This is a genomic window from Pseudomonas sp. LBUM1653, from assembly GCF_059716115.1.
In genome coordinates this window covers 1,298,432-1,319,824 of sequence record NZ_CP166803.1, presented here as the reverse complement: position 1 = coordinate 1,319,824, position 21,393 = coordinate 1,298,432, and the positions used below count along the sequence as shown (strand labels likewise).

At 59.1% G+C, this 21,393-nt stretch carries 18 protein-coding genes; 2 read left to right on the top strand and 16 right to left on the bottom strand.

Annotated elements, in window-relative coordinates; all coding sequences use genetic code 11:
• Nucleotides 1–86: 86 nt before the first annotated feature.
• The gene (fdxA, locus tag ACA054_RS05890; RefSeq protein ID WP_497688571.1) at nucleotides 87–410 is read left to right on the top strand and encodes a ferredoxin FdxA; all 324 of its coding nucleotides are present in this window, start codon (nucleotides 87–89) and stop codon (nucleotides 408–410) included.
• A 1,110-nt stretch (nucleotides 411–1,520) separates the two neighbouring features.
• Here the strand turns inward: fdxA and rpoS are convergent.
• The 8 genes from rpoS to ACA054_RS05850 all read right to left on the bottom strand — a co-directional run bounded on the left by rpoS (nucleotide 1,521) and on the right by ACA054_RS05850 (nucleotide 8,734).
• Nucleotides 1,521–2,528, bottom strand: coding sequence for an RNA polymerase sigma factor RpoS (rpoS, locus tag ACA054_RS05885; protein ID WP_046816537.1), 1,008 nt, complete (start codon nucleotides 2,526–2,528; stop codon nucleotides 1,521–1,523).
• A 104-nt stretch (nucleotides 2,529–2,632) separates the two neighbouring features.
• The gene (locus ACA054_RS05880) at nucleotides 2,633–3,490 is read right to left on the bottom strand and encodes a peptidoglycan DD-metalloendopeptidase family protein (protein ID WP_497688570.1); all 858 of its coding nucleotides are present in this window, start codon (nucleotides 3,488–3,490) and stop codon (nucleotides 2,633–2,635) included.
• Between the two features lie 211 nt (nucleotides 3,491–3,701).
• The gene (locus ACA054_RS05875; protein WP_497690251.1) at nucleotides 3,702–4,337 is read right to left on the bottom strand and encodes a protein-L-isoaspartate(D-aspartate) O-methyltransferase; all 636 of its coding nucleotides are present in this window, start codon (nucleotides 4,335–4,337) and stop codon (nucleotides 3,702–3,704) included.
• Nucleotides 4,338–4,375: 38 nt separating this feature from the next.
• A complete protein-coding gene (gene surE, locus ACA054_RS05870) occupies nucleotides 4,376–5,128 on the bottom strand; it encodes a 5'/3'-nucleotidase SurE (protein WP_497688569.1) in 753 nt (250 codons plus the stop codon).
• Entirely contained in the window at nucleotides 5,116–6,174 is a 1,059-nt protein-coding gene (gene truD / locus ACA054_RS05865; RefSeq protein WP_497688568.1) for a tRNA pseudouridine(13) synthase TruD, read from the bottom strand. Before truD ends, surE begins: the two co-directional genes overlap by 13 nt.
• The gene (ispF, locus tag ACA054_RS05860) at nucleotides 6,171–6,644 is read right to left on the bottom strand and encodes a 2-C-methyl-D-erythritol 2,4-cyclodiphosphate synthase (protein WP_137808032.1); all 474 of its coding nucleotides are present in this window, start codon (nucleotides 6,642–6,644) and stop codon (nucleotides 6,171–6,173) included. Before ispF ends, truD begins: the two co-directional genes overlap by 4 nt.
• Nucleotides 6,645–6,687: 43 nt before the next feature.
• On the bottom strand, nucleotides 6,688–7,533 hold the full coding sequence (gene fghA / locus ACA054_RS05855; protein WP_497688567.1) for an S-formylglutathione hydrolase: 846 nt from the start codon (nucleotides 7,531–7,533) through the stop codon (nucleotides 6,688–6,690).
• Between the two features lie 88 nt (nucleotides 7,534–7,621).
• Nucleotides 7,622–8,734 (bottom strand): S-(hydroxymethyl)glutathione dehydrogenase/class III alcohol dehydrogenase, encoded by a 1,113-nt coding sequence (locus ACA054_RS05850; protein WP_150704253.1) that lies wholly within the window; start codon nucleotides 8,732–8,734, stop codon nucleotides 7,622–7,624.
• Nucleotides 8,735–8,842: 108 nt separating this feature from the next.
• Between ACA054_RS05850 and ACA054_RS05845 the strand changes: the two genes are divergently transcribed.
• On the top strand, nucleotides 8,843–9,739 hold the full coding sequence (locus ACA054_RS05845) for a LysR family transcriptional regulator (RefSeq protein WP_497688566.1): 897 nt from the start codon (nucleotides 8,843–8,845) through the stop codon (nucleotides 9,737–9,739).
• Nucleotides 9,740–9,885: 146 nt separating this feature from the next.
• Here the strand turns inward: ACA054_RS05845 and ispD are convergent, their stop codons facing one another.
• The 8 genes from ispD to dnaE all read right to left on the bottom strand — a co-directional run bounded on the left by ispD (nucleotide 9,886) and on the right by dnaE (nucleotide 21,303).
• Nucleotides 9,886–10,593, bottom strand: coding sequence for a 2-C-methyl-D-erythritol 4-phosphate cytidylyltransferase (gene ispD / locus ACA054_RS05840; protein WP_497688565.1), 708 nt, complete (start codon nucleotides 10,591–10,593; stop codon nucleotides 9,886–9,888).
• Complete coding sequence (ftsB, locus tag ACA054_RS05835) at nucleotides 10,590–10,868, bottom strand: cell division protein FtsB (RefSeq protein ID WP_008057335.1); 279 nt, start codon at nucleotides 10,866–10,868, stop codon at nucleotides 10,590–10,592. Before ftsB ends, ispD begins: the two co-directional genes overlap by 4 nt.
• A gap of 171 nt (nucleotides 10,869–11,039) precedes the next feature.
• The gene (gene eno / locus ACA054_RS05830) at nucleotides 11,040–12,329 is read right to left on the bottom strand and encodes a phosphopyruvate hydratase (protein ID WP_150630800.1); all 1,290 of its coding nucleotides are present in this window, start codon (nucleotides 12,327–12,329) and stop codon (nucleotides 11,040–11,042) included.
• A 145-nt stretch (nucleotides 12,330–12,474) separates the two neighbouring features.
• Nucleotides 12,475–13,320 carry a 3-deoxy-8-phosphooctulonate synthase gene (gene kdsA / locus ACA054_RS05825; protein WP_497688564.1) on the bottom strand — a complete coding sequence of 282 codons (846 nt, stop codon included), beginning with the start codon at nucleotides 13,318–13,320 and terminating at the stop codon, nucleotides 12,475–12,477.
• 5 nt (nucleotides 13,321–13,325) lie between these two features.
• A complete protein-coding gene (pyrG, locus tag ACA054_RS05820; RefSeq protein WP_497638211.1) occupies nucleotides 13,326–14,957 on the bottom strand; it encodes a CTP synthase in 1,632 nt (543 codons plus the stop codon).
• Nucleotides 14,958–15,231: 274 nt separating this feature from the next.
• The gene (gene tilS, locus ACA054_RS05815; RefSeq protein ID WP_497688563.1) at nucleotides 15,232–16,560 is read right to left on the bottom strand and encodes a tRNA lysidine(34) synthetase TilS; all 1,329 of its coding nucleotides are present in this window, start codon (nucleotides 16,558–16,560) and stop codon (nucleotides 15,232–15,234) included.
• A 133-nt stretch (nucleotides 16,561–16,693) separates the two neighbouring features.
• Entirely contained in the window at nucleotides 16,694–17,641 is a 948-nt protein-coding gene (locus ACA054_RS05810; protein WP_497688562.1) for an acetyl-CoA carboxylase carboxyltransferase subunit alpha, read from the bottom strand.
• Nucleotides 17,642–17,781: 140 nt separating this feature from the next.
• Nucleotides 17,782–21,303 (bottom strand): DNA polymerase III subunit alpha, encoded by a 3,522-nt coding sequence (gene dnaE, locus ACA054_RS05805; protein ID WP_497688561.1) that lies wholly within the window; start codon nucleotides 21,301–21,303, stop codon nucleotides 17,782–17,784.
• Between the last annotated feature and the right edge of the window lie 90 nt (nucleotides 21,304–21,393).

The window sequence follows — 21,393 nt, the reverse complement described above, 5'->3', positions numbered from 1 at the left end:
AGCCTGACCTGCAGACTATCGCTCTCAAACCTTGCGACCCCTACGTGAAGGGGCGCAGCAAGCCGCGCCTGAGGAGAAAATTAGAAATGACCTTCGTCGTCACCGACAACTGCATCAAGTGCAAGTACACCGACTGCGTAGAAGTCTGTCCGGTGGACTGCTTTTACGAAGGCCCGAATTTCCTGGTGATTCACCCGGATGAGTGCATCGACTGCGCACTGTGCGAACCTGAATGCCCAGCGGTGGCCATCTTCTCTGAAGATGAAGTACCTGCAGGCATGGAAAACTTTATCCAGCTGAACATGGAGCTGGCCGAAGTATGGCCAAATATCACCGAACGCAAAGATCCATTGCCAGAATCCGCAGAATGGGATGGCAAGCCAGGCAAGATCGAACACCTCGAACGCTGATTATCCCCGCGTTCCCGAAAAAGGCCCCACAAGGGCCTTTTTGCTTTTCTGCAGGCAAAAAAAGGGGCGGTCTGACCCGCCCACATTTTTTCCCTATTCCCTGTGTTCCTTTTCATCATCCTGATGAATCGCTTCCTGCGATGTCCTTTCCCCTCGTCCTTGAAGGGCGTGTCTGTCCGTTGACACAACACCGATACTAGAGTGTTTACCGCCAGGAGCAATCGCTCGCGCGGGCCCGAATGACTTGTCACATCCTGTTCACGTTAGATAATTCACTTGTTTTTCAGTTGGATAAAACTGACCTGCAAAGAATATGGTCGACTGCCAACCTGTAAAAATAGTGAACACTTACGAAAAGAGTAAGCGAAGACTTACACCCTGAAGCTACAAAACTGCGCTGGCGTCCCTGGAATAAAAAGGCTCTTCACGGAATCCCGGGAAACATAGACAACGCAATATCTGTAAGAGCCGGCTTGCTGCGGGCGGCGTTCCGACGATGGACTCAAGTGCCCAGCGCTTAACCAGTTTCTCCAGCGTTATCGTTGACGACCATCGTCGGAACGCCGCCCGCAGCAAGCCGGCTCCTACAGGGGGAAATGCGTACGGCTCTAGACCAGGCCGGCTGGTAGGCCGCCTCGCTTTGCTTTGGCTTTTGATTTTCTTGCCCCCTCGAGAGGCCGAGTGGAGGTTCTGCGCAGTGGGTAAACCGGCATGGATGCCGGTTTAGCCGCGCTGGGCCAAGGATGGCCCATCGCGGCGGGCCCTGTAGGAGCGAGCATGCTCGCGAAAAACCTGAGAGCACCGCGTGGTGTCCAGGCTCCCCGCGTCACCATTGACCTCCATCGCGAGCATGCTCGCTCCTACAGGCTTTTCCAAGTGACTCGCTGTAAGAGCGAAACCAATAGCGGCCGTTACCGCAGGAATGGATATGTACTCCGTCAACAAACAATAAGTCGGCTGTCAGGCCGCCATCGCCAGCAAGCCGGCTCCTACAAGTATCGCGTTACCTGTTTTTCCCGGGATTCCGTGAAAAACCAATAAAAAACCATCCTGCGGATAACAGAAAGCCCCGAACCAGTCGGGGCTTTCTTTTGAGCACTTACGAGTGGCTTATTGAAACAGCGACTCGCTCGACAGCCCGTTTTTCTCCAGAATCTCCCGCAGACGCTTCAGACCTTCTACCTGAATCTGTCTGACCCGCTCCCGGGTCAGGCCAATTTCCAGGCCCACATCTTCAAGGGTGCTGCTCTCGTGACCGCGCAGGCCAAAGCGGCGTACAACCACCTCGCGCTGCTTGTCGGTCAACTCCGAGAGCCACTGATCGATGCTTTGAGACAGGTCGTCATCCTGCAACAGCTCGCATGGATCGGTTGGGCGATCGTCGGTCAGGGTGTCCAGTAGGGTTTTATCCGAATCCGGACCCAGCGAGACGTCGACCGAAGAAACCCGCTCGTTGAGGCCGAGCATGCGCTTGACCTCTGCTACCGGTTTTTCCAGCAGGTTGGCGATCTCTTCGGGTGAGGGTTCATGATCGAGCTTTTGCGTCAGCTCCCGTGCGGCCCGCAGGTACACGTTGAGCTCCTTGACCACATGGATCGGTAACCGGATGGTCCGGGTCTGATTCATGATCGCGCGCTCGATGGTCTGACGAATCCACCAGGTTGCGTAGGTCGAGAAGCGGAAACCGCGCTCAGGGTCGAATTTCTCCACCGCCCTGATCAAGCCGAGGTTGCCCTCTTCGATCAGATCGAGCAGTGAAAGGCCCCGATTGACGTAACGCCGGGCGATTTTCACCACCAGCCGCAGGTTACTTTCTATCATGCGTTTGCGCCCGGCCGGATCACCACTTTGCGACAGGCGCGCAAAATGCACTTCTTCTTCGGGGGACAGTAGAGGGGAAAAGCCGATTTCATTGAGGTACAGCTGCGTGGCATCGAGTGCCCGCGTGTAATCGATGTACTTATGTTGCTTCAATGTCGCGGAGTGTTTGGATTTGGCACGAACGGAAGGTGGAGCCGCCCCTTCATCATTCGACATCGAATCCGTGCCGATGCCGGTCTCCATCAGGAGAACCTCATCGTCGATGTCAAACTCCGGCACTTCTTTACTGAGAGCCATTGTTATAGTCCTTTGGTGAGTTCGACCTCAAGCTCAAGCGGCGCCTTGATCCTTGGCAACGCTGGAGCCTGTCCCCTCTACGTAACGGAACAGGCTGGAAGCGATCAACGACGCGGCAGGAATTGCAGCGGATCTACAGGTTTACCTTGGCGGCGAATCTCAAAATGCAGTTTCACCCGGTCTGTACCCGTTGACCCCATTTCGGCAATTGTCTGTCCGACCTTGACCTGCTGCCCCTCCCGAACCAACAGCCTGCGGTTATGTCCGTAGGCACTGACGTAGGTTTCACTGTGTTTGATGATGACTAATTCGCCGTAGCCCCTTAAGCCACTCCCGGCGTATACCACCGTCCCATCAGACGCAGCTAAAACAGGCTGTCCCAAATCCCCTGCGATATCAATTCCTTTATTCAAACTACCGTTTGATGAGAATTTGCCAATTAAAATGCCATTAGATGGCCATCCCCAGCCGGTCGGGGCTGGACCCGGTGGAGGCAGTGGAGCGGGTGCCGGCTTGTTCGCGACGGACGGTACAACCACCGGTGTGGTCGTGGTCGTACCGTCCGCAGAGCGGCGGATGACTGTGGTTTTACTCGAGGATGAAGGCGAGGAACTGGACGAGCTGACCACGGTTGTCGGCGTTGAACCGCTGCGTCCATCGAAGCGAATCGTCTGACCGGGACGGATGGTGTACGGCGGCGCAATGTTGTTGCGTGCCGCCAGGGCCTTGTAGTCCCAGCCATAGCGAAACGCGATGGAGAACAGGGTGTCCTTGGGTCGAACGACGTACTGCCCCGTGGTCACGGCCGGACGCTGGGCGGCGGCTTTGTTGCGGTCGACAACGCCTACATCGCTGGATTTGTTACTGGAGCAACCGACCAGCAAGGTGCTCATGACAAGGCCAGTCACCAGGCGCTGAAAGCTCGTTGTACCCATACGCTGCGCTATGACTGTGAGACTCACCCGCCGCTCCCTTTGTGGTGGCTGAAAATGTGATTTGCCGTGTTCCGGCACGAAGTGTCGCAAGTATAACGGGCCGTGCCGGCTTTACCCTTAATGAAGCGAAATGGCTTGGCGCACACGTTTGCTGTCTGAAAAAACAACCCGTTTAAACAATCGACGCCGCTGTAAGACAGAGGCAATCGAAGAGAATTCAGCGCGTTTAAACAAATGCTCAGGCCAGTGGACCATTGAGTAACGGGACGAAGCGCACCGACCCCAGGACCCGCCTGGAAAAGCCATGTTCTTCCCGGATGATCAGCATCAGTTGTTGCACCTCACCAGACCCGACCGGGATCACCAGACGCCCTCCCGGCGCCAGTTGATCAAGCAGCGCCTGAGGCACGTCGGTCGCTACCGCTGTCACGATAATGCCGTTGTAAGGCGCCAGCGCTGGCCAGCCTTCCCAACCATCGCCCCAGCGAAATACCACGTTACGCAAGTTCAGCTCGACCAGGCGTTCCTTGGCCCGGTCTTGCAGGACCTTGATACGTTCCACGGAAAAAACCCGCTCGACCAGTTGCGCCAGCACCGCCGTCTGGTAGCCCGACCCCGTGCCGATTTCCATGACCTTGTCCAGCGGCCCGGCTTCGAGCAGCAACTCGCTCATGCGAGCCACCATATACGGCTGGGAGATAGTCTGGTTATTGCCGATGGGTAGCGCCGTGTCTTCGTAGGCACGGTGCGCCAGCGCCTCGTCGACGAACAGGTGACGCGGTGTACGACGAATGACTTCCAACACCTTGGCGTTGGTAATCCCCTCCTCGTACAGGCGTTGAATCAGGCGCTCGCGGGTCCGTTGCGAGGTCATGCCGATGCCGCGGTGCAGCATGTCGTCGTGTCCACGGGTCATGGGTGCAGCCCCTCCAGCCAGCCGTCGAGGCTTCTGAAGGCATCATTGAAGGTGCGATCCAGTTGCAACGGGGTGATGGAAACGTAGCCCTGCATCACGGCATGGAAATCGGTGCCGGGGCCGCCATCCTCAGCGTCCCCCGCCGCCGCAATCCAGTACCCGGACCTGCCTCGCGGGTCGACCACTTTCACCGGTGCTGCCGCGCGGGCGCGATGCCCGAGGCGGGTCAACTGGATACCGCGGATGTGCTCCAGCGGCAAATTGGGAATATTCACGTTCAGTACCGTACGCGGTGGCAGTTCGAGATCCGCATGGGCCTCGACCAGTTTGCGCGCAAAGTAGGCCGCCGTGGCAAGGTTGTCGACTTGTCGCGAGACCAGCGAAAAGGCAAACGCAGGACGCGCCAGGAATCGACCTTCGAGTGCCGCCGCCACGGTACCCGAGTAGAGCACGTCGTCCCCCAGGTTGGCGCCCAGGTTGATGCCGGACACCACCATGTCCGCTTCACGCTCCAGCAAGCCGTTGAGGCCCAGGTGCACGCAATCGGTCGGCGTGCCATTGACGCTGATAAAGCCGTTGGCCAGCGTGTGCGGGTGTAACGGACGGTCGAGCGTGAGCGAACTGCTCGCGCCGCTTTTGTCCTGTTCCGGGGCAATCACCACGCACTCGGTGTAATCCGCCAGCGCAGCATAAAGCGCGGCGAGTCCGGGTGCGGTTACCCCATCGTCGTTAGAAATCAGAATACGCATGGGCTGTCCGTCTGCCCCACCGGCACCAGATCAACAAGCTCGCGCACCAATACGGTGGCGAAGCATCCGGCCGGCAGGACGAATTCCAGTTGCAGAATGTCAGGCTCGGGATAATGCCACGTCAACCCGGCAATGGGCAGCCGCAGGATGCGACGTTCGTGGCTCATTCCGGCGTTGATCAACCAATCGCGAAGGTCTGCTTCGCGTGCGGCGATCGCCTGCTCCAGTTCATGGACAACGCCCGTGGCCGGCGAGTCACCTTCGCCCCACTGCGGACCGGTCGGGTGCAGATCGAGAATCGCCAGTCGCGGGTCGCTGCATTCGGCCTCACCGGCCGGAAAGAAGCTGCGACTATCGGTGAACGCCAACAGATCGCCAACCTGGGCACGCTGCCAGGTGCCATCGGCGACACGCGCGGCCAGCACTTGGTTGAACAGGAAACTCCGAGCGGTCGAGAGCAGGCGCGAACGCACATTGCGCTGCTCCGGCAAGGCCTTGCGCGCGGCCCAGGCGCGGGCATCGACGACGTTGCCGCCGTCATGCCCAAAGCGCTGGGCGCCGAAATAGTTGGGGATGCCTTGTTTGGCGATCAACTGCAGACGCTCTTCAATGGCGGCCTTGTCGCCAGCGAACTGCGTCAGACGCAAAGTGAAACCGTTGGCCGAGTGGGCACCCCGTTGCAGCTTGCGTTTATGTCGACCGGTCTTGAGGATTTTCAGCGTATCGTTTTCCGCCGACGACAAATCAGGATCAGCCTTGCCCGGCAGTTGCACGCTGAACCACTGGCGCGTCAGCGCCTGGCGATCCTTGAGCCCGGCGTAGCTGACGGTGCGCAATGGCACCCCGGCCGCCTTGGCGATGCGCCGTGCCGCTTCCTCAGTATTCAGACCACGTTTTTCCACCCAGATCCACAGGTGTTCACCGTCGCCGGTAAGGGGAATATCAAGGACTTCGTCGACCTGGAAATCTTCCGCGGTGGCTTTCAGTACGGCGCTGCCGAGCAGTTCACCATAGGCCCGCGGGCCGAGCAATTGCAGTTCGTTCATGCGCGCAGCAACAAGGCAACGGAATGCACGGCAATGCCCTCTTCGCGTCCGACAAAGCCGAGCTTTTCGGTGGTGGTAGCTTTTACGTTCACTTGATCCAACTCAACTTGAAGATCCGCGGCAATCAGCGCGCGCATCGATTCGATATGCGGGGCCATTTTCGGCGCCTGGGCGACGATGGTGTTGTCGACGTTACCGACTTTCCAGCCCTTGGCGTGGATCAACGCGACAACATGACGCAACAGCACTCGGCTGTCGGCGCCCTTGAATTTTGGGTCGGTGTCCGGGAAATGCTTGCCGATGTCACCCAGCGCGGCAGCGCCGAGCAAAGCATCACTCAAGGCGTGCAGCAGGACGTCACCGTCGGAATGAGCGAGCAGCCCGAAGCCGTGTGCAATGCGCACGCCACCCAGAGTGATGAAATCGCCTTCAGCGAAACGGTGCACATCATAGCCGTGGCCAATACGCATAAAAAAACGCCCCGAATTTTGTCAGGGCGTGATTCTACCTGCATTAGGCACCTAGAGCATGCGCGTGATGCCGCAAGTGCTCATCGATGAAACTGGCGATGAAGAAATAGCTGTGGTCATAGCCCGGTTGCAGGCGCAACGTCAGCGGATGACCGGCCTGTTTGGTCGCCTGTTGCAAGGCTTCAGGCTTTAGCTGGGTGGCGAGGAAATCGTCGCGATCGCCTTGGTCAACCAGCAGCGGCAGCTTTTCTTCAGCCTCGGCAATCAATGCACAGGCATCCCACTCGCGCCATTTCGAGCGATCCTCTCCCAAGTAGCGGGAAAAAGCTTTCTGGCCCCACGGGCAGTCCATCGGATTGTTGATCGGCGAGAACGCCGACACCGACAGATAACGCCCCGGATTGCGCAAGGCGCAAACCAGCGCACCGTGGCCACCCATGGAGTGACCGCTGATGCCGCGCTTGTCCGACGCCGGGAAATGCGCTTCGACCAATGCTGGCAATTCCTGCACGACATAGTCATGCATCCGATAGTGGCGCGACCAGGGTTCCTGGGTGGCGTTCAGGTAGAACCCGGCGCCGAGGCCGAAGTCCCAGGCGCCATCCGGATCACCCGGCACGTCGGGACCACGGGGGCTGGTGTCCGGCGCGACGATGATCAGCCCGAGCTCGGCGGCCATGCGCATGGCGCCGGCCTTCTGCATGAAGTTCTCGTCGGTGCAGGTCAGGCCCGACAACCAGTACAGCACCGGCAACTTGCCGCCCTGCTCCGCTTGCGGCGGCAGGTACACGGCAAACACCATGTCGCAGCCAAGTACTTCTGAGCGATGGCGATAACGCTTGTGCCAACCGCCAAAACTTTTTTGGCAGGAGATATTTTCCAAACTCATAGCAAACTCCTCGGCAGCAGCCCAAACCTCAAACGCCAAGCTGATGCGATCTGCTTGCCGCTTGAAGCTTGAAGCTTGCAGCTGCTTCTCAGAAATGAATGACGGAGCGGATGCTTTTTCCTTCATGCATCAGGTCGAAAGCCTTGTTGATATCTTCCAGGCCCATGGTGTGGGTGATGAAGGTATCCAGCGGGATTTCGCCGGTCTCGGCCATTTCCACGTAGCTTGGCAATTCGGTACGGCCACGCACACCGCCGAACGCCGAACCGCGCCAGACGCGACCGGTGACCAGCTGGAACGGACGGGTAGCGATTTCCTGACCGGCACCGGCGACGCCGATGATCACCGACTCGCCCCAGCCTTTGTGGCAGCACTCAAGGGCGGCACGCATCAATTGCACGTTGCCGATGCACTCGAAGGAAAAGTCGACGCCGCCATCGGTCATGTCGACGATGACTTCCTGGATCGGACGATCGAAGTCTTTCGGGTTTACGCAATCGGTTGCACCGAGCTGTTTGGCGATCTCGAATTTGGCCGGGTTGATGTCGATGGCGATGATTCGTGCAGCCTTGGCTTTGACAGCGCCGATGACGGCCGACAGACCGATGCCGCCGAGGCCGAAAATGGCCACGGTGTCACCTGGTTTCACCTTGGCGGTATTGAGCACGGCGCCGATGCCGGTGGTGACACCGCAGCCCAACAGGCAGACTTTTTCCAGCGGTGCTTCCTTGGCGATTTTGGCCACGGAAATTTCCGGTAGCACGGTGTACTCGGAGAAGGTCGAAGTACCCATGTAGTGGAAAATCGGCTGGCCCTTGTAGGAAAAGCGCGATGTGCCATCCGGCATCAGGCCTTTGCCCTGGGTCGCACGAATCGCCTGGCAGAGGTTGGTTTTGCCCGACAGGCAGAATTTGCACTGACGGCATTCCGGGGTGTACAGCGGGATCACATGATCGCCCACCGCCACCGAGGTCACGCCTTCGCCGATCGCTTCGACGATCGCCCCACCTTCGTGACCGAGGATCGACGGGAAAATGCCTTCCGGGTCAGCGCCCGAGAGGGTGTAGGCATCGGTATGGCAGACACCGGAAGCCACCACGCGCAGCAACACTTCACCGGCCTTGGGCATGGCGACATCGACTTCAACGATCTCGAGGGGTTTCTTGGCCTCGAAGGCAACGGCGGCGCGCGACTTGATCATGGTGATTCTCCAGTGAATAAAAACGAGACTGGGAGTGTAATACAGCGGCTTACGGTGAATAATCAGGACAAAAGCAAAACATTATTGCCACACAGGGATAATCTTTGAATGTCTGACAGTCGCTGGGAAGGGATCGACGAATTCGTTGCCGTCGCCGAATGCAGCCAGTTCACCGCTGCCGCTGAACGCCTAGGGGTTTCGTCCTCGCATATCAGTCGACAAATCGTACGCCTGGAGGAGCGCCTGCAAACCCGCCTGCTCTATCGCAGTACTCGCCGGGTCACGCTGACCGAGGCCGGGCAAACTTTTCTGCAGCATTGTCAGCGTTTGCAGGATGGCCGCGAAGAGGCGCTGCGCGCGGTCGGCGATTTGACCAGCGAACCCAAGGGCATGCTGCGTATGACCTGTGCAGTGGCCTACGGCGAACGCTTCATCGTGCCGCTGGTGACTCGCTTCATGGGGCTTTATCCACAACTGCGGATCGATATCGAGCTGAGTAATCGCCAACTCGACCTGGTGCATGAGGGCCTGGACCTGGCGATCCGTCTGGGGCGCTTGCAGGACTCGCGACTGGTTGCCACGCGCCTGGCACCGAGGCGCATGTTCCTCTGCGCATCACCGTCCTACCTGGAACGGTATGGTCGCCCACACAGCCTGTCGGAACTGAGCCGGCACAATTGCCTCATCGGCAGCTCTGATCTGTGGCAACTGGAACAGAACGGGCGGGAATTTTCCCAGCGAGTGCAGGGAAACTGGCGGTGCAACAGTGGGCAAGCGGTGCTGGATGCGGCGTTACAGGGCGTGGGGTTGTGTCAGCTGCCGGACTATTACGTGCTGGAGCATCTGAAAAGCGGCGCGCTGATTTCGCTGCTGGAGGCGCATCAACCACCCAATACGGCGGTGTGGGCGTTGTATCCACAGCAGCGGCATTTGTCGCCGAAGGTGCGCAAGTTGGTGGATTTTCTAAAGGAGGGATTGGCGCAAAGGCCGGAGTACCGAAACTGATGTCAATCAGTGCCGGATTTGTTGTCTGGACTACCGCTTTCGCGAGCAGGCTCGCTCCCACAGTTTACCGAGCTCCTTCAGAAAAAGTGCAGTCGAATGTGGGAGCGAGTTTGCTCGCGATGGCGATTGAATAGCCAACGAGCAACTCAGCGGCGATTGGCCCAGCGCTGACGCAACCATTCCAAGTCCTCGGGGCGAGTAACCTTGAGGTTGTCCGACCGACCTTCGATCAGCCTTGGCGCCAGCCCCGCCCACTCCATGGCCGATGCTTCATCGGTGATCACGGCGTCAGCCACCAGGCTGTCCGCCAACGCCCGATGCAGCGCGCCAAGGCGAAACATCTGCGGTGTATAGGCCTGCCAGATCACGCTGCGATCCACTGTCTCAACGACTCGACCATATTTGTCGACGCGCTTGAGCGTATCCCGCGCCGGAACCGCCAGCAGCCCGCCCACTGGATCATCCGCCAACTCAGCCAACAGTTTGTCCAGGTCGTTACGGCTCAGGTTCGGCCGAGCGGCATCGTGAACCAGCACCCAATCCTCATCATCGGCACCTTGCGCATGCAAATGCAGCAACGCGTTGAGCACCGACCCGGAACGCTCAGCACCACCCTCGACTCGCGCAATACGCGGATCGCCGGCAAGCGTCAGGTTCGGCCAATAAGGATCATCAACAGCAAGACTGACCACCAAGCCCTTCAGGCAAGGATGATCGAGGAAACAGCCGAGGCTGTGTTCAAGAATAGTGCGCCCGCCCAGTTGCAAGTATTGCTTGGGACGGTCCGCGGCCATACGGGCACCGACGCCCGCGGCAGGAATCACGGCCCAGAAGGCCGGCAGATCGAGGTTCATTGGGCTAACTGGTAAAGGGTTTCACCGTCCTTGACCATGCCCAACTCATGGCGAGCCCGTTCTTCAACGGTCTCCATGCCCTTCTTCAACTCGCTGACTTCTGCGTCCATCACCCGATTGCGCTCCAGCAGTGTCTGGTTCTCGGCCTGCTGATCCGCGATCTGCTGGGTCAGCTCCGCCACTTGCGCCAGACTCCCGTTTCCCACCCACAGGCGGTACTGCAGGCCAGCCAGCAGCAGGAGCAAGACGAGGAACAACCAATTGGGACTGCGCATCGAATATCAGGTATCCAGTGAAAAAAGACAGCCATGCCAAAACTTTGAAGCTTCTGATAGCACGAAGCCTGGAAAAACCAGGCTTGTGCTGATAAGGCATCAGATTAGTGGCAAAAACATCGCTGTAGCGATTTTTCCGACACAATCCGGTGTCTTTTTACCATGTAGCAATCAACCGCGGAATTCGCTGCGGCCGTTGTACTTGGCTTTGCCATTCAACTGCTCTTCGATACGCAGCAGTTGGTTGTACTTCGAAACGCGGTCGGAACGGCACAGGGAGCCGGTCTTGATCTGGCCAGCCGAAGTGCCCACGGCCAGGTCGGCAATGGTCGAATCTTCGGTTTCGCCGGAGCGGTGCGAGATCACGGCGGTGTAACCGGCGGCCTTGGCCATCTGGATGGCTTCCAGGGTTTCGGTCAGGGTGCCGATCTGGTTGAACTTGATCAGGATCGAGTTGGCGATCTTCTTGTCGATGCCTTCTTTCAGGATCTTGGTGTTGGTTACGAACAGGTCGTCGCCTACCAGTTGGACTTTCTCGCCAATCTTGTCGGTGAGGATTTTCCAGCCGGCCCAGTCGGACTCGTCCAGACCGTCTTCGATCGAAATGATCGGATAACGCTCGGTCAGGCCTTTCAGGTAATCGGCGAAACCTTCAGCAGTGAATACCTGACCTTCGCCGGACAGGTTGTACTTGCCGTCTTCGTAGAACTCGCTCGCCGCGCAGTCCAGAGCCAGGGTCACGTCGGTGCCCAGCTTGTAACCGGCGTTGGCCACGGCTTCGGAGATCACTTTCAAAGCGTCTTCGTTGGAAGCCAGGTTTGGCGCGAAACCACCTTCGTCACCTACGGCAGTGCTCAGGCCACGGGCCTTCAGAACAGCTTTCAGGTGATGGAAAATCTCGGTGCCCATGCGCAGACCTTCCGAGAAAGACTTGGCGCCAACTGGCTGCACCATGAATTCCTGGATGTCGACGTTGTTATCGGCGTGCTCGCCACCGTTGATGATGTTCATCATCGGAACCGGCATCGAGTAGACACCCGGGGTGCCGTTCAGGTTGGCGATGTGTGCGTACAGCGGCAGGTCCTGGTCCTGTGCTGCTGCCTTGGCCGCGGCCAGGGAAACGGCGAGGATCGCGTTGGCGCCCAGGGAACCTTTGTTTTCAGTACCGTCGAGCTTGATCATCGCGAGATCGAGCGCTTTCTGGTCGCTTGGGTCTGTACCTTTCAACAAGTCGCGGATCGGACCGTTGATGTTGGCGACTGCTTTAAGTACGCCCTTGCCCAGGTAACGGCTCTTGTCGCCATCACGCAGCTCGAGCGCTTCACGCGAGCCAGTGGAAGCACCGGACGGCGCGCAAGCACTGCCGATGATGCCGTTGTCGAGAAGCACGTCCGCCTCCACGGTGGGATTGCCACGGGAGTCGAGAACTTCACGACCTTTGATGTCGACGATTTTAGCCATTGTTGTAAACACTCCAAAGTTGACGAAAACGCTTACTGCTCGATTTATAACTTGTAGGTCACATCTGTAGGAGCCGGCTTGCTGGCGATGGCGTCCTCAGGGGCCCCATCGCCAGCAAGCCGGCTCCTACAACCGGATTCCGATGTTACGCGGTTTCTACCGTCGGAAAACTCTTCACCAGATCGTCCAGCGCTTTGAGCTGGGCCAGGAATGGCTCCAGTTTGTCCAGACGCAAGGCGCAAGGGCCGTCGCATTTGGCGTTGTCCGGATCCGGGTGGGCTTCGAGGAACAGACCCGCCAAGGACTGGCTCATCCCGGCTTTCGCCAGGTCGAGGACCTGGGCGCGACGGCCACCGGCGGAATCGGCGCGACCGCCAGGCATTTGCAGCGCGTGGGTCACGTCGAAGAACACCGGGTACTCGAACTGCTTCATGATGCCGAAGCCGAGCATGTCGACGACCAGGTTGTTGTAGCCGAAGCTCGAACCACGCTCGCAAAGGATCAACTGATCGTTACCCGCCTCCACGCACTTGTCCAGGATGTGTTTCATTTCCTGAGGCGCGAGGAACTGGGCTTTCTTGATGTTGATCACCGCGCCGGTCTTGGCCATCGCGACCACGAGGTCAGTCTGGCGCGACAGGAAGGCCGGCAGCTGGATGATGTCGCAGACTTCAGCGACGACCGCAGCCTGCTCGGGCTCGTGGACGTCGGTGATGATCGGCACGCCGAAGGCTAGCTGGAGGTCCTGGAAAATCCGCATGCCCTCTTCCAGGCCAGGGCCACGGTAAGAGGACACAGAGGAACGGTTGGCCTTGTCGAAGCTGGCCTTGAACACGAAAGGGATACCGAGTTTCTCGGTAACTTCTACATATTCTTGACAGACCTGCAGCGCCATGTCGCGGCTTTCCAGCACGTTCATGCCACCGAACAGCACCATTGGCTTGTCGTTGGCAATCTCGATATCGCCTACGCGGATGATCTTCTGCGCCATGAGGTTCAAGCCTTCTTCTGATGTTGAGCCAAAGCTGCCTTGACGAAACCGCTGAACAACGGGTGACCGTCGCGAGGCGTCGAGGTGAACTCAGGGTGGAACTGGCAAGCGACGAACCATGGATGATCCGGTGCTTCAACCACTTCAACCAGCGCGCCATCACCGGAACGACCGGAGATTTTCAGGCCGGCTTCGATGATCTGCGGCAGCAGGTTGTTATTCACTTCGTAGCGATGACGGTGACGCTCGACGATCACGTCCTTGCCATAGCAACCGTGGACCAGGGAACCCGGCTCCAGCAGGCAGTCCTGCGCGCCGAGACGCATGGTGCCGCCCAGGTCGGACGTTTCGGTACGGGTTTCGACGGCGCCGGTGGCATCTTCCCACTCGGTGATCAGACCCACGACTGGATGGCCGCTGGCACGATCGAACTCGGTGGAGTTGGCGTCTTTCCAGCCCAGCACGTTACGAGCGAACTCGATCACGGCCACTTGCATGCCCAGGCAGATGCCCAGGTATGGAACCTTGTTTTCGCGAGCGTATTGAACGGCAGTGATCTTGCCTTCCACGCCGCGCAGACCGAAGCCGCCAGGCACCAGGATCGCGTCGACGCCTTCCAGCAGCGCGGTGCCCTGGTTTTCGATGTCTTCGGAGTCGATGTAGCGCAGGTTGACCTTGGTACGGTTGCTGATACCGGCGTGGCTCATCGCTTCGATCAGCGACTTGTACGCGTCCAGCAGCTCCATGTACTTGCCGACCATGGCGATGGTGACTTCGTGCTCAGGGTTGAGCTTGGCGTCGACCACGGCTTCCCATTCGGACAGGTCGGCACCGCCACATTGCAGGCCGAAACGCTCGACGACGAAATCATCCAGACCCTGGGAATGCAGGATGCCCGGGATCTTGTAGATGGTGTCGGCGTCTTCCAGGGCGATCACCGCACGTTCTTCAACGTTGGTGAACTGCGCGATCTTGCGACGCGACGACACATCGATCGGGTGGTCGGAACGGCATACCAGTACGTCCGGCTGCAGGCCGATGGAGCGCAGCTCCTTCACCGAGTGCTGCGTTGGCTTGGTTTTGGTTTCGCCGGCGGTGGCGATGTACGGCACCAGCGTCAGGTGCATCAGCATCGCGCGCTTGGCGCCGACTTCGAAACGCAACTGACGGATGGCTTCGAGGAACGGTTGCGATTCGATGTCACCCACGGTGCCACCGATCTCGACCATCGCCACGTCGGCATCGCCTGCGCCCTTGATGATGCGGCGCTTGATTTCGTCGGTGATGTGCGGAATCACCTGGATGGTTGCACCCAGGTAGTCACCACGGCGCTCTTTGCGCAGGACGTGTTCGTAGACACGGCCGGTGGTGAAGTTGTTGTTCTGGGTCATGGTCGTGCGGATGAACCGCTCGTAGTGGCCCAGGTCCAGGTCGGTCTCGGCGCCGTCGTGGGTGACGAACACTTCACCGTGCTGGAACGGGCTCATGGTACCCGGGTCGACGTTGATGTACGGGTCCAGCTTCAGCATGGTGACCTTAAGTCCCCGCGCCTCCAGGATGGCCGCCAATGATGCCGATGCAATGCCTTTCCCCAATGAAGAAACAACACCGCCCGTGACGAATATGTAGCGCGTCATGAAAAACCCTAGAAGTCTGCGTTAAAGCGGTCCGAGCCGCCGGGGAAAGCGAAGGAAGGCCGAAGCCCCCGATCACCTGCATTAATCACAGTGCACCTTTCAAAAAAACCGCCGCGTTGGGACAGACCGGGAGATGAAACACCGGTTCGTTGCTCGCTACACATTTTTTGGAATCGCCCAGCAAAGACTGCTTGGTAATCGGCAACTCCTGCAATTCAGGCGAATCCACAGAAGTTGTATCAAGAAGGGAGCGTAGTCTACCGGAAAGCCCCTTTCAGCTCAAACCTTGATCTTCGCCTGGTGGTTGCCAATGCAAATTCCAGCCTCCCGCTGCTTCGCCATCCAGCCCCGCAAGATTAGCCACCGCAAGCAATTGCTCGCCTTTGAACAGCAGCGGCAATCTGCCGCGCACGAACAGCGGCACCCCACGCTCGTTGAGCAAACGCTTCAAGTCGCGATGGCCGCGGCCGGATAACTCCATCACTTCTCCCCCTTCACGATAGCGGATCTGCAAGGGGCCATCGGGGATTTGCCCATTCAGCGTGAGCACACCGTTGTCGGGCAACGCCAGCGGCTGCGCGGGGTCAGGCCACGCTCTAACCGCTGGCGCCGCACGCAACCAGGCACCGGATAACCACCAGAGACGCCCACCCGCCCGATGCAGTTCGCCATCGGCCAGGCGCCAGATCGGCCGGGCGTCGCCGGTGGCATCGCGCAAATCGACCCAACCCGACCAATGGTCGCTGTCTGGCAGTCGCGTGAGCGGTTCAAGCCAGTGGCTGAGCGCATTGCGCTGGCGAGCGGTGGAGAGTTTCTCCAGCGGCGCCAGCTCCAGCGACGGCAGACCCAGCCAATCGAATGCACTGGCCGCACTGGCCTGGCTCAAGTCAATCTGTGCCAGCTCGTCGAGCAATTCCTGCGCCTCGCTCAAGTGCGCAGCACTGCGAGCCATGGTCGTCAGCGCTTGCGGCCAGCGTGCGGTCAATGTCGGGACCACCTGATGTCGCAGGTAATTGCGTGAGAATTGCCGGTCCTGGTTGGAAGGATCCTCGATCCAGATCAATTGATGCTCGGCTGCATAAGCTTCCAGCTCTGCCCGTGTAGCATCGAGCAACGGACGTAACAAATACCCTCTACCCAGAGGGCGCTGGCGCGGCATCCCCGACAAACCTCTCACCCCGGCCCCACGCAACAAGCGAAACAACAAGGTTTCCGCCTGATCGTCACGGTGCTGGGCCGTCAGCAGCACTTCATTGGCTTGGGTGGCCTCGATGAACGCCGCATAACGCGCATCGCGGGCAGCTCGCTCAAGACTGGCGCCGGGTTGCACCTGGACGCGAATGACCTGTAACGGCACTCCCAGTGACTCGCACACCGACCGGCAATGATCCGGCCACGCGTCAGCCACAGCCTGAAGGCCGTGATGGACATGGATGGCGCTCAGCGCCGGCAGGGCCTGGGTTTTTGCGAGGTGTGCGAGAAGGTGCAGGAGGACGGTGGAGTCGAGACCACCGGAGAAGGCGATGTGCCAGGTTGTAGCATCGCGCCATGGGGCGAGATTCAGCAAAAGCCTGGAAGGCAAATCAACCGCGGGCCGATCCATATCTTTCCCTTTGCACAAATCAAATGTGGGAGCGAGCCTGCTCGCGAAGACAGTTCAACATTCAACACATTCGTTGGCTGTTATACCGCTTTCGCGAGCAGGCTCGCTCCCACATGGGTACTGCGTGGTCGACTTACAGACCGTAGCTCATCAGACGCTCGTAACGACGGTCCAGCAGCGCCTTGTGGTCGAACTTTTTCAGCATCGCCAGTTGCGAGCTCAGCTCGGCACGGATCGATGCAGCCGCAGCTGCAGGATTACGATGCGCACCGCCCAACGGCTCGCCAATCACCTTGTCGACGATGCCCAGGCCTTTTAGGCGCTCGGCAGTGATGCCCATGGCTTCAGCGGCGTCCGGTGCTTTCTCGGCGGTTTTCCACAGGATCGATGCGCAACCTTCCGGCGAGATCACCGCGTAGGTCGAGTACTGCAGCATGTTCAGCTGATCGCAAACACCGATCGCCAGCGCACCACCGGAACCACCTTCACCGATCACGGTGGCGATGATTGGGGTTTTCAGGCGAGCCATCACGCGCAGGTTCCAGGCGATCGCTTCGCTCTGGTTACGCTCTTCCGCGTCGATACCCGGATAAGCCCCCGGGGTGTCGATGAAGGTCAGGATCGGCATTTTGAATCGTTCGGCCATTTCCATCAGGCGGCACGCCTTGCGGTAGCCTTCGGGACGCGGCATGCCGAAGTTACGGCGAACCTTTTCGCGCACTTCGCGGCCTTTCTGGTGACCGATCACCATCACTGGCGCATCGTCCAGACGGGCAATACCGCCAACGATGGCGGCGTCGTCGGAGAAGTGACGGTCACCATGCAGCTCATCGAACTCGGTGAAGATGTGTTCGATGTAGTCCAGGGTATATGGACGCTTCGGGTGACGCGCCAGACGCGCGATCTGCCAGCTGGTCAGTTTGCCGAAGATGTCTTCGGTCAGCGTGCTGCTCTTGTCCTGCAGGCGGGAAATCTCATCGCCGATATTCAGCGAATTGTCATTACCGACCAAGCGCAACTCTTCGATCTTGGCTTGCAGGTCGGCGATCGGCTGTTCGAAATCCAGAAAATTCGGGTTCATAGGCGTCCGTCTTGGGTCGGCGTCCAAGGGAGCTTGGGCCGGCCGGTTGTCTATTCGCGCCCTACCATAAGGGAGAGGCGCGTTCAGGTCGAGATTAAAAATTCTGCTCAAGCTCAGGGCTGCGTAATGTCACCCTGACCTTAACGGTATTGGAGGAAGACGTTGTCTCGCCCGAACTGGTCACGCAGGGCTTGAATCAACGCATCCGCCGGGTCGATTCGCCAGCCTTCGCCGAACTGCAGCAAGGCTTTCGCATCAGGACTGGTGTAGTCCATGGTAATCGGGCACGCACCGCGGTGACGCTTCAACAGTTCACCCAGCCAGCGTAGCTGATCGCCTTTGAGATCCTTGGCATGCAGCTTCAGGCGCAGGCTTTCGGCCAGGTTGGTGCGCGCATCTTCCATGCTCATCACCCGCTTGACCCGCAACCGCAGGCCACCGGAGAAGTCGTCGTTGCTGACTTCGCCTTCGACCACCACCATCGCATCGGTCTGCAACAGCGATTGCGCGGAATGGAACGCATCGGCGAACAGCGACGCTTCGATCCGCCCCGACCGGTCGTCGAGGGTGATGAAGCCCATCTTGTCGCCCTTTTTGTTCTTCATCACCCGCAGGGCGATGATCATGCCGGCAACGGTCTGGGTATCACGCGCTGGCTTGAGGTCGATGATGCGCTGACGGGCGAAACGGCGGATTTCGCCTTCGTATTCGTCGATCGGGTGACCGGTCAGGTACAGGCCCAGGGTGTCTTTCTCGCCCTTGAGCCGTTCCTTGAGGGTCAGCTCCTTGGCCTTGCGATGATTGGCGTAGACGTCGGCGTCTTCTTCCACGAACAGCCCGCCAAACAGGTCGGCATGGCCGCTGTCGCGGGTCCGGGCGGTTTGTTCGGCCGCCTTGATCGCCTCTTCCATCGCGGTCAGCAAGACCGCCCGATTGCGGTCGATATTGGCCTGATAGGCTTTCGGTTCGTCGTGGAAATACGGCCCCAGGCGATCCAGCGCACCGCTACGGATCAAGCCATCGAGGGTACGTTTGTTGATGCGCTTGAGGTCGACACGGGCGCAGAAATCGAACAGATCCTCGAACGGCCCGGCCAGGCGCGCCTCGGTTATCGCCTCGACCGGCCCCTCACCCACACCCTTGATCGCGCCGAGGCCATAAATGATGCGGCCTTCGTCGTTCACCGTGAACTTGAACTCAGAGGTATTCACATCCGGCGCGTCGAGACGCAGCTTCATGGTGCGAATTTCTTCGATCAAGGTCACGACCTTGTCGGTGTTGTGCATATCCGCCGACAGTACCGCGGCCATGAACGGCGCTGGATAGTGCGTTTTCAGCCACGCGGTCTGGTACGACACCAGGCCATAAGCCGCGGAGTGCGACTTGTTGAAGCCGTAACCGGCGAATTTTTCCACCAGGTCGAAAATGTTACCGGCAAGGTCGGCTTCGATATTGTTGGACTTGCAACCTTCAATGAAACCGCCGCGCTGCTTGGCCATTTCTTCCGGCTTTTTCTTACCCATGGCTCGACGGAGCATGTCCGCACCGCCGAGGGTGTAACCGGCCATGACCTGGGCAATCTGCATCACCTGTTCCTGGTACAGGATGATGCCGTAAGTCGGCGCCAGCACCGGCTTGAGGCCTTCGTACTGGTAGTCCGAGTGCGGATACGCCAGCTCGGCACGACCGTGCTTACGGTTGATGAAGTCGTCCACCATGCCCGATTGCAACGGGCCCGGACGGAACAGGGCCACCAGTGCGATCAAGTCTTCCAGGCAGTCGGGCTTGAGCTTTTTGATCAGCTCTTTCATGCCGCGCGATTCAAGCTGGAACACCGCCGTGGTTTCGGCTTTTTGCAGCAGTGTGTAAGTCGGTTTGTCGTCCAGCGGGATGAACGCGATGTCGAGCGGTGGCTCATTGACCTTGGCGCGGTCGCGGTTAATCGTTTTCAGCGCCCAGTCGATGACCGTCAGGGTCCGCAGGCCGAGGAAGTCGAACTTCACCAGGCCGGCCGCTTCAACGTCGTCCTTGTCGAACTGTGTTACCAGGCCATCGCCCGCTTCGTCGCAATAGATTGGCGAGAAATCGGTCAGCTTGGTCGGCGCGATCACCACGCCACCGGCGTGCTTGCCGACGTTACGCACAACGCCCTCAAGCTTGCGGGCCATCTCCCAGATTTCCGCGGCTTCTTCATCCACCTTGATGAAGTCACGCAGGATCTCTTCCTGTTCGTAGGCTTTCTCCAGGGTCATGCCGACTTCGAACGGGATCATCTTCGACAGGCGATCCGCCAGGCCGTAGGACTTGCCCTGCACCCGCGCCACGTCACGGACCACCGCTTTGGCCGCCATGGAACCGAAGGTGATGATCTGGCTTACCGCGTTGCGGCCGTATTTCTCGGCCACGTAGTCGATCACCCGATCGCGACCGTCCATGCAGAAGTCGACGTCGAAGTCGGGCATGGAGACCCGTTCCGGGTTCAGGAACCGTTCGAACAGCAGGTCGTATTCCAGCGGGTCAAGGTCGGTGATCTTCTGCACGTAGGCCACCAGCGATCCGGCACCCGACCCCCGGCCAGGCCCTACCGGCACGCCGTTGCTCTTGGCCCACTGGATGAAGTCCATCACGATCAGGAAGTAACCGGGGAAGCCCATCTGGATGATGATATCCAGCTCGAAATTCAGCCGGTCGACATAGACCTGGCGCTTGGCTTCATAGTCTTCGGTGGTGTCCTTGGGCAGCAGGACGGCAAGGCGCTCTTCCAGGCCTTCGAACGACACCTTGCGGAAGTACTCGTCGATGGTCATGCCATCGGGGATCGGGAAGTTGGGCAGGAAGTGCGTGCCCAGCTTCACGTCGATGTTGCAGCGCTTGGCGATCTCTACGGTGTTTTCCAGCGCTTCGGGAATATCGCTGAACAGCTCCGCCATTTCATCGGCACTTTTGAGGTACTGCTGATCGCTGTAGTTCTTCGAACGTCGTGGGTCGTCGAGGGCACGACCCTCACCGATACACACGCGGGTTTCGTGGGCGGCGAAGTCTTCCTGCTTGATGAAACGCACATCGTTGGTCGCGACCAGTGGCGCGCCGATCTTGTCGGCCAAAGCAACGGCGCCATGCAGTTGCTCTTCATCGTTGGGGCGGTTGGTGCGCTGGATTTCCAGATAGAAACGATCTGGAAACACCGCCATCCACTCGCGCGCCAGGATTTCGGCTTCGTCCGGGTTGCCACTGAGCATGGCCTGGCCGATTTCGCCCTCTTTGGCCGCAGACAGCATGATCAGGCCGTCGCTGGCTTCGGCCACCCATTCGCGCTCGATGATGATCGCGCCATTGCGCTGGCCGTCGATGAAACCGCGAGAGATCAATTCGGTGAGGTTGCGATAACCCGCAGCATTCATCACCAGCAGGCTGATCCGGCTCAGAGGGTTGTCCGGATCCTTGTTCGATAGCCACAGGTCGGCGCCGCAGATCGGCTTGATCCCGGCACCCATGGCGTTTTTGTAGAATTTGACCAGGGAACACATGTTGTTCTGGTCAGTGACCGCTACGGCAGGCATGCTCATGCCGACCAGGGTCTTGACCAGCGGCTTGATCCGCACCAGACCGTCGACCAGGGAGTATTCAGTGTGCAGGCGTAGGTGAACGAATGAAGCCGGCATAGTGATCCTGTCTGTGAACGTGAAGACAACAAGGCCCGGATTGTACCGGGCCTTGGTAGAAAAAATCAGCCTTGCGATAGGGGGCGTTCT

Bases quoted from the DNA above. Each gene is read 5' to 3' on its own strand.
- fdxA (WP_497688571.1), top strand. From the start codon at position 87: ATGACCTTCGTCGTCACCGACAACTGCATCAAGTGCAAGTACACCGAC.
- rpoS (WP_046816537.1), bottom strand. From the start codon at position 2,528: ATGGCTCTCAGTAAAGAAGTGCCGGAGTTTGACATCGACGATGAGGTT.
- ACA054_RS05875 (WP_497690251.1), bottom strand. From the start codon at position 4,337: ATGACCTCGCAACGGACCCGCGAGCGCCTGATTCAACGCCTGTACGAG.
- surE (WP_497688569.1), bottom strand. From the start codon at position 5,128: ATGCGTATTCTGATTTCTAACGACGATGGGGTAACCGCACCCGGACTC.
- truD (WP_497688568.1), bottom strand. From the start codon at position 6,174: ATGAACGAACTGCAATTGCTCGGCCCGCGGGCCTATGGTGAACTGCTC.
- ispF (WP_137808032.1), bottom strand. From the start codon at position 6,644: ATGCGTATTGGCCACGGCTATGATGTGCACCGTTTCGCTGAAGGCGAT.
- fghA (WP_497688567.1), bottom strand. From the start codon at position 7,533: ATGAGTTTGGAAAATATCTCCTGCCAAAAAAGTTTTGGCGGTTGGCAC.
- ACA054_RS05850 (WP_150704253.1), bottom strand. From the start codon at position 8,734: ATGATCAAGTCGCGCGCCGCCGTTGCCTTCGAGGCCAAGAAACCCCTC.
- ACA054_RS05845 (WP_497688566.1), top strand. From the start codon at position 8,843: ATGTCTGACAGTCGCTGGGAAGGGATCGACGAATTCGTTGCCGTCGCC.
- ispD (WP_497688565.1), bottom strand. From the start codon at position 10,593: ATGAACCTCGATCTGCCGGCCTTCTGGGCCGTGATTCCTGCCGCGGGC.
- ftsB (WP_008057335.1), bottom strand. From the start codon at position 10,868: ATGCGCAGTCCCAATTGGTTGTTCCTCGTCTTGCTCCTGCTGCTGGCT.
- eno (WP_150630800.1), bottom strand. From the start codon at position 12,329: ATGGCTAAAATCGTCGACATCAAAGGTCGTGAAGTTCTCGACTCCCGT.
- kdsA (WP_497688564.1), bottom strand. From the start codon at position 13,320: ATGGCGCAGAAGATCATCCGCGTAGGCGATATCGAGATTGCCAACGAC.
- pyrG (WP_497638211.1), bottom strand. From the start codon at position 14,957: ATGACGCGCTACATATTCGTCACGGGCGGTGTTGTTTCTTCATTGGGG.
- tilS (WP_497688563.1), bottom strand. From the start codon at position 16,560: ATGGATCGGCCCGCGGTTGATTTGCCTTCCAGGCTTTTGCTGAATCTC.
- ACA054_RS05810 (WP_497688562.1), bottom strand. From the start codon at position 17,641: ATGAACCCGAATTTTCTGGATTTCGAACAGCCGATCGCCGACCTGCAA.
- dnaE (WP_497688561.1), bottom strand. From the start codon at position 21,303: ATGCCGGCTTCATTCGTTCACCTACGCCTGCACACTGAATACTCCCTG.